Genomic DNA, 17,446 nt, shown 5'->3' on the forward strand with positions numbered 1-17,446 from the left:
AAATGAACCTCGAAGACAAGATCAAGCAGGCCGGAAATGTCGCCCAGATGCTGCGCAATGCGCCGCAGGGGCCGTACATCTTCCCGATGCAGTCGGAATACACCAACTGGCGCGACGAGCAGAGGGCGTGGAGCGAGACCGCGGTCATGTTCGACCAGTCGCTGCACATGACCGACATCCATTTCAAGGGCCCTGACGTGCTGCGGCTGATGTCGGACATCGGCGTGAACGGATTCAAGAGCTTCGGGCGGAACAAGGCCAAGCAGCTGATCACCTGCAACGACGACGGCTACTTCGTGGGTGATGCGATCCTCTTCGCATTCGAGGACGACCACTACAGCCTGGTCGGCCGGCCGGTCGCACCGAACTGGGCGGCGTTCCAGGCAGAGACCGGCGGCTACGACGTCGAGGTGACCCGCGACGAGCGCTCCGTCGCGAACAACGGGCGACGGCTCTCCTTCCGCTTCCAGCTGAACGGTCCGGCCACGCACAAGATCGTGGAGCGGGCCGTCGGCGCGCCATTGCCCGCGATCAGGTTCTTCGCGATGGGCGAGATCGAGATCGCCGGCGTCGCGATCCGTGCTCTCAACCACACCATGGCGGGGGTTCCCGGCCTCGAGTTCACCGGGCTCGAGCTGGTCGGCCCCTCGGAGGGCGCCGAGCTGGTGCGCGAGGCGCTGATCGCGGCAGGAGAGGAGTTCGGCCTTCGTCTGGGTGGCGCCCGGGCATACCCCTCGACCGCGATCGAGTCGGGCTGGATCGCCGCTCCAGTGCCGGCCATCTACACCGGCGACGCGATGAGGGCATTCCGCGAGTGGCTTCCCGGCAACGGCTTCGAGGCGAACGCGTCGATCGCCGGCAGCTTCGTGTCCGACGACATCGAGGACTACTACGTGACTCCGTGGGATCTCGGCTACGGTCGCGTGATCCGCTTCGACCACGACTTCATCGGGCGTGCGGCACTGGAGAAGATGGTGGATCAGCCGCACCGGCAGAAGGTCTGGCTGCGGTGGAACGACCGGGACGTCGCGGACCTCATCGCCGACAGCCTCTTCGGCTCCGGGCCCCGGACGAAGTACCTGGAGATGCCGGTCTCGAACTACGGCACCAACTCCTACGACCAGGTGCTCGCGGACGGGCGGCTGATCGGCTTGTCGGCCAGCTCGGGCTACACGGTCAATGTCGGGGGCTGGTCCTCGCACGGCATGGTCGCCGAGGACGAGGCCGTCGACGGGCGTGAGGTCACCGTCTTGATCGGTGAGGAGAACGGCGGCTCCGCCAAGCCGACGGTCGAACGTCACGTGCAGCGAGCGATCCGCGCGACGCTCCGAACCAGTCCGTTGGTGTGACGGCCGTGATTCGTGCGAGCACGGAAGGTATCCGCCATGACTGACGCGACGGTGGTCTTGACCCTCACCTGCCCCGACCAGCCGGGCATCGTGTACGCCGTCTCGCGGTTCCTCCACGAGAGCGGCTGCTCGATCATCGAGAGCCAGCAGTTCCTCGACCAGCAGTCGGGCAACTTCTTCATGCGCGTCGAGCTCGAGGTGCTCGACCCCGCCGTCAGCGCCGAGTCCCTTCGAGAGGGCTTCGGCTCCGTCCGCCGGATGTACTCGATGGAGGACCAGTTCCTCGACGCTGCCCGACGACAGCGGGTGCTGGTGATGGCGAGCACGGCGGGTCACTGCCTCAACGACCTCCTCTTCCGTACCTTCAACGGAGGTCTGGACGTCGAGATCTGCGCTGTCGTGTCCAACCACGATGAGCTGCGCTACCTCGCCGACACCTACGGGGTTCCGTACCACCACATCCCGGTGGGTGTGCAGACCAAGGTGCAGGCGGAGCGGCAGCTGCTCGACCTCGTGGTCGATCTCGACGTCGACCTCGTGGTCCTGGCGCGGTACATGCAGGTCCTGTCCGGCGACCTTTGCAAGGCACTCGAGGGGAGGGTGATCAACATCCACCACTCGATGCTGCCGAGCTTCAAGGGCGCTCGACCCTACGACCAGGCCCATGCCCGGGGCGTGAAGCTGATCGGCGCGACCGCACACTACGTGACCGCCGACCTCGACGAGGGGCCGATCATCGAGCAGGAGGTGGCCCGGGTGGATCACGGGATGACAACGGCGCAGGTCCGTACCCTGGGCCGGGACGTCGAGTGTCTCGCCCTGTCACGGGCGGTTCGCTGGCACACCGAGAACAGGGTGTTGCTGGACGGCGGCAGGACCGTCGTCTTCCCGTGATCGAGGCCGCTCTCCGGGGCGGGAGGCGTACGTCGTCACGGTGATCCGGTCGTGGAACCGGGACGACCCTCGCGGTGCGCGGCATATCCTCTACCCGGGGACAGGCAGGTCATGACGATGGACGATCGGAAGCCGAGCGGACCGTACGTGATCCGCCGGAAGATCATGCCACCGCCGCTGGGCGAGCGCGTTGCGGAACGTGCTCGAGTGGTCTCACACCTCGATGATCTCCTGGCCGGACGGCACGTCGTGCTGGTACAGGCGGCGGCAGGCAGCGGGAAGACCACGGCGGTGGCCATGGCGACCCGGCGCCTCGAGCGTCCGGTCGCCTGGCTGTCGTTCGATGGTACGGAGCTGGCACCGGGACGCCTGCTGGCCTACCTCGAAGAGGCAGCGACCGTCCCGCTGACCAGCGCGCCGCGCATGATCGCCGGCGCGCTGGAGGGGAGGCTGCTCCCTGCAGAGGTGGCCGGCCTGCTGGCGGAGAGCTGGTCCGGCTCCGGGCTGGTCCTCGTTTGTGACAACGTCGAGAGGGTGGCCCACGACCCGGGGTCGTGGGCCACCCTCTCGTCCTTGGTCAGCTATCTGCCGCCCGACGTGAGCCTCGTCCTGATCTCGCGCGTCCGGCTTCCTGTCGACGCGACCGCGTTGCTGGATCGACGTGTCATCGAGGTCGGGCAGGACGTCTTGAACTTCGACCGGGACGAGGCCCGGCAGGCACTGCTTCGCCGGGGCGACTTCCCGGGAGACCTCGACGTCGTGCTCGGGTTGACCCACGGGTGGGCGGCCGGCGTCCTGTACGAGGGCGAGCGGTCCGTGCGCCCGGAAGCGGTGCGGTCCGTCGAGTTCGAGACCTACCTCTCCGCGGAGGCTCTCGGCCCGGCTTCGGCACCCTTGCGGGCCTTCCTCGCCCGGACCAGCATTCTCGCGGAGGTCTCGACGGCCGGCGCCCTGGCCTTGGGAGAGGAGGACGCGCCGCGCATGCTCGCTGCGCTCGAGGAGATCCACCTCCCGGGGTCGTGGTCGGCGGACCGCAGCCGTTTCGTCGTGTACCCGCAGGTTCGCGAGTTCCTCGAGGTCGAGCTCGTCAGGACCGAACCGGCGGAGTCTGTTCGTCGGGTACGGCGCGCGCACGCTGATCTGCTGGCCCGAGAGGGCAGGTTGGAGGAGGCGGTCGACGCACTGCTCGAGCTCGGCGAGACCGAGCTCGCCTGGCAGCGGGCGGCCCAGGCGCTGCCCAGCCTGGTGGCGCGGATGGACTTCACGTCGGCCGCGCGGTGGCTCGACGAGCTGGATGTCGTCAACCGGACGCCGACGGCGGAGGTCGGCGCGGTGGTGCTGCGCGTCTCGTTCGCGCTCGAGCAGTGCGGCCGCGGCAACGCGCTGCTCGAAGCCCATGGTTTCGACTGGCTTCCGCGACCCGGCGCACCGTTCTCCGAGGAGGCGCTGCTGCTCGCGGCATGGTGCCGGTGGCACGCCGGAGAGCTCGGGGAGGCGCGCGCCTTGGCGGACCGGCTGCCGTCGGGCCGTGCTCGGGAGACCGCCGAGAGCCTGCTCGCTCTCTCCGACGGGAGCGCTCCGCCGTTCCCCGACTTCTCCTCGAGCCGCTCTGAGACCGTGGACACGCTGTTGATGCGGATCGGCTACTACCGAGGACGCCTGCGCGAGCTCGAACGAAGGTCGACCACCGGGGACGGGACTCCGGCGCTCGGCGTCCCCTGGGTGATCGCCGGCTTGCGGGCCAAGGGCCGACTCGACGAGGCCATGGAGCTCTACGACGTGCTTCGCGGCTCATGGCAACCCCCGTGGCTGCACGCGTTCGACGCGGTCGACCTCATGATCGACCTCGGCCGACGAGACGAGGCCTGGGCCGCGCTGACCAGGGGCAGTCGGCTGATCGCCGAGACCGGCTCGAAGGTGTACCGGATCATCGGGCATCTCAACGAGGCGAAGCTGAGCCTGCGCCTGCATCGTGACGCCGAAGCAGCCCGCCGAGCACTGGCCGACGCCGAGGACGACGGTGCCTCGGACCACGCGTTCAGCCGCGAGCTCTCCCAGCTCTGGCGTGGCTTCTCGTACCTGTTGGAGGATCGCGATGTCGAGGCACGCGCGGAGCTGGCGGCGTGCGTCGACTCGATGCAGTCCGGGGATCGTCGGCTCGAGTTGGCGACGGCTGCCACCTACCTCGCCGAGGCGTGCTGGCGGATCGGCGACGAGGAGGCGTCCGACGCGGCTGCCGAGCTGGCACTGGCCGAGGCCACGACCGGCGGTTCGCAACACCTGCTGCTCACCGCGCTGCACGATGTGCCGGCGGTGGCGGTCCGGGCAGCCGACGCCTCGCCCACGCGCCTGTCCCGGTGGCACGAGCTGACGGCGATGCTGTCGGATCAGGGTTCGCTGCGCGTGACGGCGCGAGCGCCGCGGTTGCTGCTCGAGGAGTTCGGCGATCCCGTCCTCACCGTCGACGGCGAGCCGGTGCTGCTTCGGCTGAGCAAGAGCGTCGAGCTGCTCAGCTACCTGATCGATGCCCGGCGGGAGGTGAGCCGGCGGGAGCTGTTGGCCCAGCTCTTCGACAGCAGCAACGAAGCGGCCGGCCGAAGCTATCTCAGGCAGGCTCTGTACCGCTTGCGCGAGGTGCTGCCCGAGGAGCTGATGCCCCATCAGGAGGGCGAGAGCCTCTCCATGAGGAACCCTGATCTGGTCTGCGGCACGTCACAGGTCGTGCTGGACTCGCTCGTCCAGGCGGATCGGCAGGACGACGAGGTGCGTCTTCGCAGGATGGTCGAGGTACTGACCCATGTCGCCCGTGGTCCCTACCTGGCGACCCTGAGCAGCCGCTGGGTCGAGGCACGTCGAGTCGAGATCGACGAGCGGGTCACGAGCGGACGGATCGACGCGGCCAGGCTGGCCTTCCGGCTCAGCCGCTATCGAGAGGGACGCCAGCTCGTCGAGACAGTCCTGCGCGAGAGCCCGCATCGAGAGCAGGCCTGGCAGCTCGCCATCTCCCTCGCCCATGCAAGCGGGAGCGACGACGCGGTCCTTGCCCTCTATCAACGCTACGTCTCGGCGATGCGCGGACTGGGTGTGGCGCCGTCGGCAGAGGTGCGCCGGCTGGTCACCCAGCTCCGGCGGTGAGTGCCGGACAAGCTCGTCTGTGCGCAATCGAATGCTCACCAGGTGGTGAATCCGATCGGATTCCGCCTGCTGCCGCGACGCCCTCCTCCCGCGCACCGGCGCGTATCTGGCGGAATCTGGCGGAATCTAGCGGAATCGGCGAAAGCAGTGACCTTGACATCTCGGCGGGTGCGAGCAATGATTTGCGCAATCGAATGCGCAAATACGGGCACACTGAGTGCTCAGGAGGAAAGAACGGAATGACGTATCACATCTCCCGTGCCGCGGAACGGGTCTTTCACGAGGTCAAGGAGTTCCCAGGGCTCAGCGAGGCCGTGATGGTGGGCGAGGAGCACGGCGCCCATCACATGGAGGTGTCGCTGCGGAAGTTGGCGCCCGGAGCGTCCCTGCCGTGGTACCGGAGCCCGTTCGAGGAGTCGTTCGTGGTTCGTGGCGGCTCGGGCACGGTCTCGATCGTCGGCCTCGAGTACGACATCGCCGTCGACGACTACGCGGTCGCGCCACCGGCGCTGCCGCACACGCTGACCGCGGGTGAGGACGGTCTGGAGCTTTTCTGGGTGAAGTCTCCGAAGCCGCCGGGCTACGACGGCGCTCGGAACTTCATCAGCGGCCCGCCGATCATCGGGGAGAAGCTGGGGCGTCCGTCGGAGACCGATCCGCGCCACCGCTGGGCCGGCCACTTCGACGACGCCGACATGGCGCCGGTCGGCGATCTGAACATGCCTGGTTATCACGGCCCCTGCATCAAGAACATCTCGATCCGGATGATGGTCGATCAGCTTCTCGGCGCCCATCAGCACACGGTCTTCATGGCGAAGATCGCCAAGGGGATGGGGCCTGGACGCGCCGCGTCGGTGCACTACCACCCGTTCGAGGAGATCTACTTCTACACCCAGGGCGGCATGCACGGCTGGCTCGACGGAAATCACGAGCGAATGACAACCGGGGACCTCGTCTGGGTCGGTACCGGCAGCACGCACGGCTTCGTGAATGATGAGAACGAGGTCGACGCACGGTGGATCGAGGTCCAGTCGCCCGTCCCGCCGGTGTCGGACGCGTTCTACTTCCCCGACAACTGGCGCGACCTGCCAGAGCACACCGAGTAGGGCCACTGCGCCCATAGAGACCCTCAACCCAAGGAGTTGTCTGATGGCTTCGGGACGCGTACCGAGACTCGAGGATGTGGCTCGGTTGGCGGGCGTTCACCCGTCCACCGCGTCCCGAAGCCTCAGCCAGGAGCGGTCCGGGCGGATCGGCGCTGAGACACGCGAGCGTGTCCTGGCGGCCGCGCGTGAGCTCGGATACACGCCGGACCTGACTGCCGCGAGTCTTCGGACCGGCAGGACCATGACGATCGGTGTGGTGATCCCCGACTTCAGCAACCCGATCTGGGCCTCGCTCCTGGCCGGCCTCGGCGAGAGACTGCAGGAGCGGGACTACACGCCGGTGATCATCGAGACCAAGGATGACCAGCGACGGTTCGATCGCGCTCTGGAGATCCTGACGGATCGACGGGTGGACGGCGTGATCAACGCGGCGGTGCGGCTCACCGACAAGAAGCGGTTGAGTGCCTTCGTCGCGAGGACGCCGACCGTGCTGGCTGGTCGTGACCTGCCCAGCCTGGACGTGCCGAAGGTTCTCGTCGACGACGTTCGGGGCGGCGAGCTGGCGGTCTCCCACCTGGTCGAGCGAGGACATCGCAGCATCATCCAGATCTGCGGTCCTGCCTCCGTTGGGCCGTTCAGGAGCAGGGCGGCCGGAGCGGAGGCCGTCGTGAAGAGGTCGGGCGACTCCGTCGCGCTCCACAGCCACGTCGTTGACCGGCCAACGGTCGACGAAGCCGATCGAGTCATGTCCGCAGCCATCGAGGCCGGCACCGCGTTCACGGCGGTGTTCGCCCACAACGACCTGATGGCCATCGGTGCCCTGCAGGCGATCCGGCGGGCGGGGATGCGCTGTCCCGACGATGTCTCAGTCGTCGGCTACAACGACAACCCGCTGAGCCAACACCTCGCGCCGTCACTCACGACGATCTCGCTCCCGTTCGTCCAGACCGGGCGGGCCGCCGCGGACACGCTGCTGTCGACGCTCCTTCACAACGACCCGCCGACGGTCACGACTCTCCAGCCGAGTCTGGTCCTCCGTGACTCGACAGCTGCCGCCCCATGACGTGCGAGCGGACCACGCTTGCTCCTCGCGGATCACAGTGCGCCGCTCCCGAGGAGAGCTGAGAAGACCCGAGCTCGCCGGCCCGGACGCGTCATCCCCTCGCGTCCCGGGGCCGGCCCGCCACGGCCCGTCGTCCGCCGTGAGCGACGCAGGCGCACCATCCATCGCGGCCCCGCCGGGCCACCAGACGAGGAGACAGACATGAACGTTCCCGGAGGATTCGAGATGCAGCTGGTTCCCGATGGTGCCCGTGGGCCGGAGGTCCCGGCCTCGGGCTATCTGGTCGACGAGGTGGCCGGTGGCATCCACTGGATCACCGACGGCGGCTACCAGTGCGCCTTCGTCGTACACGACCACGGTGTCGTGGCGATCGACGCGCCGCCATGCCTCGGGGGCCTGGTCACGCGAGCGATCCGGGACGTGACGGACAAGCCGATCACCCACGTCGTCTATTCGCACTTCCACGGCGACCACATCGGCGCGGTCGACCAGTTCCCGAGCGAGGCGGTCCGGATCGCCCACCAGGACACCTGGGCGAAGCTGAAGGACGCCGGCGACCCGGCGCGGCAGCTCCCGGACGTGACGTTCGCGGACTCGTACCGCCTCGAGGTCGGCGGGCAGGCCCTGGACCTCGTCTACCGTGGCGACAACCATGCACCGGGCAACATCTTCATCCACGCGCCGCAGCACCGCGTGCTGATGCTCGTCGACGTCATCTACCCGGGCTGGGTGCCGTTCACCAACATCGCACAGTCGAAGAGCATCCCGGGGTTCATGGCGCACCACGACCACGCGCTCGAGTTCGACTTCGACACCATGATCACCGGACACCTCACGCGGCTCGGCACACGTGAGGACGTCGAGGTCCAGCGCGCGTACATGCACGACATCCGCGCTGCCGCGCAGCATGCGCTGGAGATCACCGCGGCGAAGCGCGACATCGCCCGCGCCGAGGTGGGGACCGAGCACATCTACCGCTACTTCAAGACCATGTACGAGGCCGCGGCGGCGGAGGCGGCGAAGCCGGTCCTCGACAAGTGGCTCGGCCGCCTCGGCGGTGTGGACACCCTGGGCGTCAATCACACGCTGACGATGTACCACAGCCTCCGCCTCGACGAGAACGCCCAACCATCGGTCGTCTTCTTCCCGCCCGCTGCTGCCGGCGGCTGCGTCGACCACAACCACTGAGAGGGGAGACGCCATGCCACCGTTCGGCATCAAGCGCGTCGATCACATCGGCATCACCGTTCCCGACCTCGAGCAGGCTCGGGAGTTCTTCGAGGACGTCCTCGGGTTCGAGTACCTCTACCGGCTCGGGCCGCTCCGCGGCGACGGCACCTGGATGAGTGACCACCTGAACGTGCCGGACAGTGCCGTCGCCCCCCGCATCTACTTCTTCCGGGTGGGGGAGCAGGCGATGCTCGAGGTCTTCGAGTATCAGGCTCCCGCGCAGCGACGCGACGTCCCGCTGAACAGCGATGTCGGCGGTCACCACATCGCGTTCTACGTCGACGACCTCGACGCCGCGGTCGAGGAGCTGAGGGCGCGCGGCGCGCGGGTGCTCGCGGGACCGACGGCGAGCAAAGGGCCGCACGAGGGCCAGCGCTGGGTGTACTTCGTGTCGCCGTGGGGCCTCAACTGCGAGCTGGTGTCCTACCCGAACGGCAAGGCGTACCTCAACACGCCCGAAGCGTTCGACTGAGCCGCGCCCACCGGCACTTCCGCATCGACGCCTCGCGGGCGACGCCGAAGCCCGCGTGGAGACATCGTCTGCGCACGCGGCCGACGGTTGAAGAGGAGGAGATGGATGTGACCAGCCAGGTCGTGATGACGCCGGCGGCGGCTGAGGTCCCCATGCGCGGCCCGGCAACCGGCCGCCAGATCGTGGGCATCGTCAACGTCACTGCGGACTCCTTCTCGGACGGTGGCCTGTTCCTCGACCGCGAGGACGCACTCAGGCACGGGCTGCGCCTGGTGGCTGAGGGAGCGGACATCATCGATGTCGGTGGCGAGTCGACCCGTCCGGGGGCGCGTCGCGTTCCTGAGAAGCTCGAGCTGAGCCGAGTCATCCCGGTTGTCGAGGAGCTTTCCCGGGCGGGAGTGCGGGTCAGCATCGACACCATGCGCTCGCGCGTCGCCGAGAGCGCAGTGGATGCGGGCGCAACTGTCGTGAACGACGTGAGCGGTGGGCTCGCTGACCGGCGCATGGCCAGCGTGGTGCGCGATGCCGGAGTCCCCTTCGTCGTGACGCACTGGAGAGGCCACAGCGACCGCATGTGGCAGCGCGCCACGTACGACGACGTCGTTGCCGATGTGCGCACGGAGCTGTGCCGGCGCAGGGACGAACTCGTCGCCCTGGGCGTGGATCCGGACCTGATCGTCCTGGATCCCGGGATCGGGTTCGCCAAGTCCAGCGGGCAGAGCTGGTCACTGCTGAACGCGCTCCCCGCGCTCCAGACGCTGGGGCACCCGCTGATGCTCGCTGTCTCCCGGAAGTCGTTTCTCCAGGAGATCGACGATGCTCTCGGCCCGGCCGAGAAGGATCAGGCATCCGCGGTCCTGGCCGCGCTGGTCGCGCCACACGCGTCGTACCTCCGGGTGCATGACGTCGCGTCGACGGTGCTCGCCCTGCGGGTGGTCGACCGGCTGGTCGGAGCCTCGTCTCGATGAGCGGCGGCGTCGACGTCGTGCGGTGGCGACGGGACGCCAGCCTGAGCCCACCGAGAGGGATGCCCGGCCCCGACAGAGGATGGACCGCCCGTTCCTCAGGACGTACAGTGACGCTGAACATGCCGGGTTCTCGGGCGGCGCCGAGCTGGAGGGCGGACGGAGACCGTCCGTCCTCGTGTCAGGTGAGGGGTGACCGTCATGGCGGTCGTGCGTGGGGCCTCGTTCCGCGGGTTCTCGGCGAGTGACGCGCATCATCACGAGACCACGGATCCACGGGTGGCCCGTGACGTCGTCTCGACCTTCCTCGCGCCCCATCACCTCACCGTTGCGGAGAGGCGAGAGCGCTTCCGTGCCGTCGGTGACCACGTCGAGCTCGGCGGTGTGTCGCTTGCCTACGTGTCCTACGGCGCCGAGGTCGTCATCGACCGGGGAGGTGCCCAGGACTACGTCGGTGTCGTCGTTCCCCTCAGCGGATCGGTCGTGGTGCGGCAGGCAGGTCAGGAGATCGTCGCGACAACCGGCGGCTCCTTCGCGGCCGTGGCCAGTGAACCGAGCCTCCACATGCGCTGGGGCCCGGACAGCCAGGCGCTGGTGCTGAGGGCTGAGACGCAGGCGCTGCGTGAGCTGGCCGGCCGCATCGCGCCGTACGGCAGGCACGAAGGGCTCAGCTTCCGACCGTCCAGGGTGGTGGGTTCGGAGGCCGCCGTCCTGGCGGGAGTCATCGATCTGCTCGTCCACCTCTGTCAGGCATGTGGGCCGCCCGATGCGATGCCGGGCCTGGTCAGGCGTCACCTGGGGGAGCAGGCCCTGGTCGCGATCCTCCTGGCCGTCCCGAACTCCAGCACCGGGCAGCTTCTGGACCAGGCTCCTGGCCTGCGCGCGCCGGTCCGGGCCGTGCTGGACCTCGTCGCCGCCGAGGCCGAGGCGACCCTCACCGTCGCCGCTCTCGCGAGTGCCGCCGGCGTCGGCGTTCGGGCACTGGAGATCGCGTTCAAGCGCGATCTGGGCACGACGCCGCATGCGTTCCTCCAGCGGGTGCGCCTCGAGAAGGCGCGCCGGGAGCTGCTGGCCGCAGGGGCGAACCCTGGTACGACGGTGACCGCCGTGGCCAGCCGCTGGGGCTTCTCGAACGCCGGCCGGTTCGCCGGTCTCTACCAGCAGCACTTCGGCGTGCTGCCCTCGGCGACGCTCAACGACTGCCGTTGAGCGACCGACCGGATCGAGACGCTTCGCCATCTGGCCCGGCGGTGTTCGCTTCGTGGCCTGTCGCGAGGCGATCGGGTTGCTAGCTTCCGCGGATCCTCGTCCTCTGCGCTGCCCTTCCGACAGTCGGCAGCGCCCGTCCCGGAGGTTCCATCGATGGTGCAACCAGTCACCACAACACCCGTCGTCGACCGCATGTCGCGCGCCCAGATCGCCGCCGTCGGCATCTGCCTGCTCATCGCCGTCCTCGATGGTCTCGACGCGCAGCTGATCGCCTATGCGGCGCCGTCGATCGTCAAGGAGTTCGGGTTCGGCCCGGCTTCCTTCGGCATCGTCTTCTCGTCCAGCCTGCTCGGGATGGCTCTCGGCAGCGTGGCCTTCGGCATGGTGGCCGACCGGATCGGGCGCAAGCCGGTCATGGTCGTCGCCACGCTCGTCTTCGCCTTCGCGACACTCCTGATCCCTGTCTACGCCGACACCGTCGGCTCGTTCATGGTCATCCGATTCTTCGCTGGGGTCGGCCTCGGCGGCGTGACTCCGAGTCTGATCGCGATGATCGCGGAGAACACGCCTCTCCGGTCGCGCTCGATGGCCGTGACGGTCTCTGTCGGCTGCCTCTCCCTCGGTGCGTTCTTCGGCGGCATCGTCGCGCGCTGGATGATTCCCGCCCACGGTTGGCGCTCGATCTTCGTCGTCGGAGGCGTCGTGCCGCTGGCGCTGGCCGTGGTGATGCTCGTCGGTCTCCGGCGCTTGGAGACTCGGGCGCCGACGGATGGGGCCACCGCGGGCTCGTCCTCACCTGTCGAGCTCTTCCGATCGGGCCGAGCGGGCAGCACGCTGGTCCTGTGGGTGGTCTTCTTCGCGAATCTGCTGGTGATGTACGCGCTCCTGAACTGGTTGCCCACGCTCTTCGTGAAGGCCGGCCACTCTCAGGCGACCGCGACCATCGGCGGATCGCTGTTCGCGCTCGGCGGCTTCGCGGGCGGTGTGGTGATCGGTCTGCTCATGGACCGGATCGGCCGTTCCCACGCCATCCTGGTCGTGGCGTATGTGCTCGGACTGGTCGGCATAGCGACCGTCGCCATGGCTGACCAGACGGCGCTGCTCATGGTCGGGATCGTCCTGGCCGGGATCGGAGTCGTGGGCGGCCAGACCGGGATCAGCGCCCTGGCTGTCGCGCTGTACCCGGCCCAGGTCCGCGGCGCCGGCGTGGGCTGGGCCTATGCGATCGGCCGGGTCGGCTCGATCGTCGGCCCCACCCTGAGCGGGTTCCTGGTCGCCTCGGGGCTCGAGGTCAACGCGATCATCGGGACCGCTGCCATCCCGGCTGCTGTCGCAGGGATCGGCGTGGTGGTGCTTGCCTCGCTCGGTCTGCGGCGCATCCGCGGAGGAGCGCCGCTCGCGTCGTCGACCTGAGCCGGCGTGGGTGGGCGGTCCCGCCCGGGGAGGCGGGGCCGCCCAGCCCTGGTCAGAGCTCTGCTGCCACGTCCGCCGGTGCTTCTGGCATGTCGAGGTCGAACTCCATCAGGCGATGGAACCGGGTGAGGCCGTTCCACAGGCCGATGCCCATGGCGAGCTCGACCAGCTCGTCCGGGTCGAACAGCTCCTGCGACCGGGCGCGCAGCTCCGGAGTGATGCCGCTCGGGCTGATCGCGGACGGGACGACGGGCGGCGCGACGGTCATCTCCTCAGCGAGCATGAGAGCGACCTGCTCGCGCTCGCTGAACCGCTCGAACGCGCCACGAGCGACGGCGACCAGCTCGTCCTCGCCGATGCCTGCCCTGGTCGCGGAGGTGCATCGGTGGCTCGCCGTGTAGCGGCAGTGGTTGAGGACTGCGACGCGGACCGCGGTCAGCTCCTTCACGCGCTGCTCGAGGCGTCCGGGGCCGGCAACCCGTCGGACGAACGGCAGATAGGTCGCGAACAGGCCCGGACTGTTCGCGATTGCGGACCAGGTGTGGAGGACTTGTCCGTAACTGCTCACTCCCGCGTCCAAGTCGGGACGATCCACGACGGAGAACTCAGCTTCCGTCCTGAGGGGAACCATGGCCACGAGTGATCCTTCCCGTTCCTTCGCCGCCGACATGCGACGATGTGTTCAGTTATACTAAACGCCGGTCGGGCCTCCGGAGGGAGGCGCCTGCTGTGGTGTGGCTCGACAGAAGGGAGCCCCGCGTGGCTTCGGAGGACAGCATCGACGCGGCGATGCGGGTGGTGACCACCTTGGTGTCGGGGAGCCTCGACGACGCCGACGCGGAGCTCTTCGCCCGGACGATCGTCGAGGGAGCCGCGGATCTGCCACGGGCCTTCGAAGACCTGTGCGCCGGCCTGCTCGAGGTCATCGTCGTGCTGCTGGTGATCGCCGAGACCGCCAGCGGCCTGCAACGCACTGAGCTGGTCCAGGCCGCGGCCAGGATGGTGCTGGCAGCGCGCTCGGCCTGAGCTCTCCTGCTCCAGGTCGACGGCTCTCCTTCTCGGGGGCGAGCAACGTAGGCCTCAGACCCGGAACCGGCGAAGTGCTTCGTCGTCGAACAGCAGGCCGTGCCCGGGACGCTCGGACGGATGTGCCCGGCCGTCGACGACGGTGATCGTCTCGGCGAGGACGTCGTCGATGAGGGGGAAGTGCTCGACCATCGGGCAGTTCGGCACGGCCAGCGCCAGGTGAACGTTGAGCTCGGGGAGGAAGTGGGGCGAGAGGACGGCCGAGCCGACCTCGGCGATGGCTGAGATCCGGCGCCACTCGGTCACGCCGCCGCAGAGCGGAGGATCGGGTTGCAGGACGGACGCCGCCCGCTGCCCGAGGTAGTCCGCGAACTCGAACCGACCCTGCAGGTGCTCGCCCACCGCGATCGGGAGACCCGTGGCGGCGAGCTGGCGGTGGCCCCGCACGTCGTCCGAGCGCACGGGCTCCTCCAGCCAGAAGACGTCGAGGTCCGTCATGCGTGCCGAGAACCAGAGGGCCTCGGGCAGCGTGAAGCGCTCGTTGCAGTCCACCATGATGCGCACTGAGTCCCCCACGGCGTGCCGAACGGCTGCGACCCGCTCGACGTCCCGCTCGAGCCCCAGCGCTCCCGCGCGCAGCTTGACCGCGCGGAAGCCCTCGTCCAGGTACGCGTGCGCACCCGCGATCAGGTCCGCGTCGCTCATCTGGTGGGTCGCCCGACCACTCCCGTAGATCTCGACGGAGTCGGCGTGAGCTCCGAGGTACCGGTAGAGCGGAAGCTCCTGCCGGCGGGCGAGCAGGTCGTGGACGGCGATGTCGAGGGCCCCGATCGCCGCGAGGGCGTGGCCTCGGCCGAGACGATGGGTTCGCGCCCAGAGTCGTTCCCAGGTCTGCGGCCAGTGATCGAGCTCGGAGGAGAGCGCCAGCGGCACCAGGTCCTCCGTGATGAGACGCTGCACGGCTCCAGCGCCACCGGTCAGGCCGAAGGTGAATCCGAGCCCACGCGCTCCCTCGGTGTCCTCGACGGTGACGAGGACGAGGTCCACCTGGGTCGCGCCCGAGCCGCCTCGGCCGGCGCCCAGCGGTACGGCGTGCATCGATGTCGTGATGCGGTCGATGGCGGTCACAGCACGTCCTCCGTCCAGCCGACGAGGACGTCGGCCATCTCGTCGATCTGGGCGGGCTGGCCGTTGAGGTAGTGGCGGCCACCCCGGACGGCGGTGAGCTCGCGCCTGCCCGGCGGCGCCGCGTCGTACAGCTGACGGGCGTGCTCGGGGAAGCACGCCTGGTCGGCGGTCCCGTAGATGACGTGCACCGGGACGTCCACGCCGCGCAGCCGCGCCGGGCCGTCACCGTGGGAGGTGGTGAGCGACCACTGGGAGAGCCAGGACTGGAGCGAGGTCAGGTGCCCCAAGGTCGTCGGGATGAGGTTGGCGGTCGCGGGATCTCCCCACAGCGTGCCTGGCTCACGGTCCGAAGGATCGATCGTCAGGTCGACGTTGCGCGGGTCGGCGCAGGTGCCATGCACCAGCATCGGCGCATCCTGGACGCGGCCACCGGTGTGCTCGCGGAGGCGAGTGATCTCGCTGCGCGCGAACTCGGTGATCCTGTCGCTCCGGTCCTTCTGGGCCTGCCGGTAGCGGTCCAGCCACGCACGGTCGAACGGCGGCACCCGGCCGGGGGCGAACAGGTCGAGGGACTCGTCGCGCTGACAGATGTCCGCCTCGTCCGTGAGAGCCGGGTCGAGCATCTCGGCCAGCAGGTTCGCACGGCCCGGGTGGGCCATGAGCATGACGAGCGCGTCGACCGAGGGCAGCTCCGCCCGGGTCAGGTCCGGACCGGCACCGCCGGGTGCGGCGGTGATGCTCGGTCGACGTGACTGCTCCTGATACAGCGCCACCAGACCGCCTCCGCCCGAGTTGCCCACCAGGACCACGCGCTCGTATCCCTCCAGCCGGAGGTGGCCGACGACGGACGCCACGTCGAGGACGCAGTTCTCGAGGAGGAGCGCGGAGTCGTTGCCGATGTAGCGGGTCGTCATCGCGACGGCGTCCACTCCGCGCGCGGCCCAGGCGTCCAACGCGTAGTGGCCGAGGAAGTTCGAGGACGGATGCACCACCACGACCGCGGTCGCTGCCCGGTGACCCGGACGCGCCCGCACGCGGGTGCACCACAGCACTCCTGCCATGCGGGCGACCCCCGAGTAGACCTCGGTGGCCCGGCTGCCGGTGCCCATGGGCACGGTGACCAGCTCTCTCATCTGTCCTCCGATTATCGGTTTGCATCTTCGTTTATCGGAGAATAGATGGCCACTGGGCCATTGACAAGGCCCGAGGCGCCGCGGCACGATACCGGTAATCGAGTTCAGTAACCGATAATCGGAGGAGAAGAGATGGTCTTCTACCGCTCGCTGGGAGAGATCCCGCGCCGGCGTCATACGCAGTTCAGGGATCCGGCGACCGGGGAGCTGTACTACGAGGAGATGCAGGGGGAGGAGGGGTTCTCCTGGACGCAGTCGTTCCTCTACCACCGGAAGCTGCCCACCGTGATCACGGCGGCGGAGTCGGTCCGGCTGGAGTCGCGAGAGCTGGTCTCGAACGACCCGCTGCTGCCGCGCCACGTCCTGACGCACAAGCTCGGGACGGCTGGCGACCCCGTTGCCGGGCGCACGGTGATCGTCGGGAACGCCGACCTGACGATCTCCTACGTCGCCGCCACCCGGTCGAGCGGCCTCTACCGCAACGCGATCGGTGACGAGCTGGTCTTCGTGGAATCGGGTTCCGCGGTCCTCGAGTCCCCCTACGGGCGGCTCTCGGTCGCCGACGGTGACTACGTCGTCATCCCGACGTCCACCACCCACCGATGGGTGCTGGAGTCCGATGAGCTGCGCCTGCTGATCGTGGAGGGCACGGGCTCGGGTCACATCCGCCCGCCCAAGCGCTTCATGTCCCCGGTGGGCCAGTTCCTGGACGGCTCGCCGTTCAACGAGCGCGACCTGCGTGCGCCGGAGGAGCTGATCCACGAGGAGGGGCCGGCCGACGTCGTGGTGCGGACCCGCACCGGCTGCACCCGCTACAAGTACGCCTTCCACCCCTTCGACGTCGTCGGCTGGGACGGCTACAACTACCCGTACGCGCTGAACATCGCCGACTACCTGCCGTCCACGGGCGCCCTGCACCTTCCGCCGCCCACCTACGTGACCTTCGAGGGCCCCGGTTTCGTGGTGTGCTCGTTCGTCCCCCGGCTGTTCGACTACCACCCGGATGCGGTGAAGGTGCCCTACGCGCACTCCAACGTCGACTCCGACGAGGTGCTGTTCTACACCGGCGACTTCATCAGCCGCGCCGGCACGGGCATCGTCCAGGGGTCGATGTCGCTGCACCCGGCGGGCTACATCCACGGCCCCCAGCCCGGCAGCCACGAGAAGACCCTCGAGATGACGAGCACCACCGAGACCGCCGTCATGATCGACACCTTCGCTCCCCTCCAGATCGGTGCGGCCGCCCTCGGCGTCGAGGATCCCGGGTACCCCTGGTCGTGGGCACGCGGCACGGGACAGGCCGTGGAGACGGACGGAAGCTGA

15 protein-coding genes and 1 pseudogene are annotated in these 17,446 nt (G+C 68.9%); 13 read left to right on the forward strand and 3 right to left on the reverse strand.

From position 1 onward, the window contains the following. Positions 1 to 2: 2 nt before the first annotated feature. The 11 genes and pseudogenes from ACUP6Y_RS04390 (at position 3) to ACUP6Y_RS04440 (ending at position 12,836) form a co-directional block, all read left to right on the forward strand. Entirely contained in the window at positions 3 to 1,349 is a 1,347-nt protein-coding gene (locus tag ACUP6Y_RS04390; protein ID WP_462554419.1) for a hypothetical protein, read from the forward strand. A gap of 36 nt (positions 1,350 to 1,385) precedes the next feature. Further along, on the forward strand, positions 1,386 to 2,243 hold the full coding sequence (purU, locus tag ACUP6Y_RS04395; RefSeq protein ID WP_462554420.1) for a formyltetrahydrofolate deformylase: 858 nt from the start codon (positions 1,386 to 1,388) through the stop codon (positions 2,241 to 2,243). Positions 2,244 to 2,450: 207 nt separating this feature from the next. Further along, on the forward strand, positions 2,451 to 5,378 hold the full coding sequence (locus tag ACUP6Y_RS04400; RefSeq protein ID WP_462554421.1) for a BTAD domain-containing putative transcriptional regulator: 2,928 nt from the start codon (positions 2,451 to 2,453) through the stop codon (positions 5,376 to 5,378). Then, positions 5,375 to 6,484 carry a cupin domain-containing protein gene (locus ACUP6Y_RS04405; RefSeq protein ID WP_462554422.1) on the forward strand — a complete coding sequence of 370 codons (1,110 nt, stop codon included), beginning with the start codon at positions 5,375 to 5,377 and terminating at the stop codon, positions 6,482 to 6,484. Before ACUP6Y_RS04400 ends, ACUP6Y_RS04405 begins: the two co-directional genes overlap by 4 nt. Positions 6,485 to 6,527: 43 nt before the next feature. Next, positions 6,528 to 6,680, forward strand: a pseudogene (locus ACUP6Y_RS04410) (LacI family DNA-binding transcriptional regulator); the annotation flags it as partial. A gap of 45 nt (positions 6,681 to 6,725) precedes the next feature. After that, a complete protein-coding gene (locus ACUP6Y_RS04415) occupies positions 6,726 to 7,547 on the forward strand; it encodes a substrate-binding domain-containing protein (RefSeq protein ID WP_462556624.1) in 822 nt (273 codons plus the stop codon). Positions 7,548 to 7,748: 201 nt separating this feature from the next. Continuing rightward, positions 7,749 to 8,735 carry an MBL fold metallo-hydrolase gene (locus ACUP6Y_RS04420; RefSeq protein ID WP_462554423.1) on the forward strand — a complete coding sequence of 329 codons (987 nt, stop codon included), beginning with the start codon at positions 7,749 to 7,751 and terminating at the stop codon, positions 8,733 to 8,735. 13 nt (positions 8,736 to 8,748) lie between these two features. Next, positions 8,749 to 9,249 (forward strand): VOC family protein, encoded by a 501-nt coding sequence (locus ACUP6Y_RS04425; protein WP_462554424.1) that lies wholly within the window; start codon positions 8,749 to 8,751, stop codon positions 9,247 to 9,249. A gap of 152 nt (positions 9,250 to 9,401) precedes the next feature. Then, the gene (gene folP, locus ACUP6Y_RS04430) at positions 9,402 to 10,217 is read left to right on the forward strand and encodes a dihydropteroate synthase (RefSeq protein ID WP_462556626.1); all 816 of its coding nucleotides are present in this window, start codon (positions 9,402 to 9,404) and stop codon (positions 10,215 to 10,217) included. Between the two features lie 198 nt (positions 10,218 to 10,415). Then, a complete protein-coding gene (locus tag ACUP6Y_RS04435) occupies positions 10,416 to 11,423 on the forward strand; it encodes an AraC family transcriptional regulator (protein ID WP_462554425.1) in 1,008 nt (335 codons plus the stop codon). Between the two features lie 153 nt (positions 11,424 to 11,576). After that, positions 11,577 to 12,836, forward strand: a complete 1,260-nt coding sequence (locus tag ACUP6Y_RS04440; protein WP_462554426.1) for an MFS transporter — start codon at positions 11,577 to 11,579, stop codon at positions 12,834 to 12,836. Between the two features lie 52 nt (positions 12,837 to 12,888). Here ACUP6Y_RS04440 and ACUP6Y_RS04445 read toward each other — a convergent pair whose 3' ends face one another. Beyond that, positions 12,889 to 13,404, reverse strand: coding sequence for a carboxymuconolactone decarboxylase family protein (locus ACUP6Y_RS04445; protein ID WP_462554427.1), 516 nt, complete (start codon positions 13,402 to 13,404; stop codon positions 12,889 to 12,891). A gap of 191 nt (positions 13,405 to 13,595) precedes the next feature. Between ACUP6Y_RS04445 and ACUP6Y_RS04450 the strand changes: the two genes are divergently transcribed. Next, entirely contained in the window at positions 13,596 to 13,862 is a 267-nt protein-coding gene (locus ACUP6Y_RS04450; protein WP_462554428.1) for a hypothetical protein, read from the forward strand. A gap of 54 nt (positions 13,863 to 13,916) precedes the next feature. On the opposite strand, the gene ACUP6Y_RS04455 is transcribed toward ACUP6Y_RS04450, so the two are convergent. Continuing rightward, a complete protein-coding gene (locus ACUP6Y_RS04455) occupies positions 13,917 to 14,990 on the reverse strand; it encodes a mandelate racemase/muconate lactonizing enzyme family protein (RefSeq protein WP_462554429.1) in 1,074 nt (357 codons plus the stop codon). Then, positions 14,987 to 16,123, reverse strand: coding sequence for a hypothetical protein (locus ACUP6Y_RS04460; protein ID WP_462554430.1), 1,137 nt, complete (start codon positions 16,121 to 16,123; stop codon positions 14,987 to 14,989). Before ACUP6Y_RS04460 ends, ACUP6Y_RS04455 begins: the two co-directional genes overlap by 4 nt. A gap of 132 nt (positions 16,124 to 16,255) precedes the next feature. On the opposite strand from ACUP6Y_RS04460, the gene ACUP6Y_RS04465 reads away from it, so the two are divergent. Beyond that, on the forward strand, positions 16,256 to 17,446 hold the full coding sequence (locus ACUP6Y_RS04465) for a homogentisate 1,2-dioxygenase (protein ID WP_462554431.1): 1,191 nt from the start codon (positions 16,256 to 16,258) through the stop codon (positions 17,444 to 17,446).

The sequence above is a fragment of the Nocardioides sp. S5-5 genome (assembly GCF_054954065.1).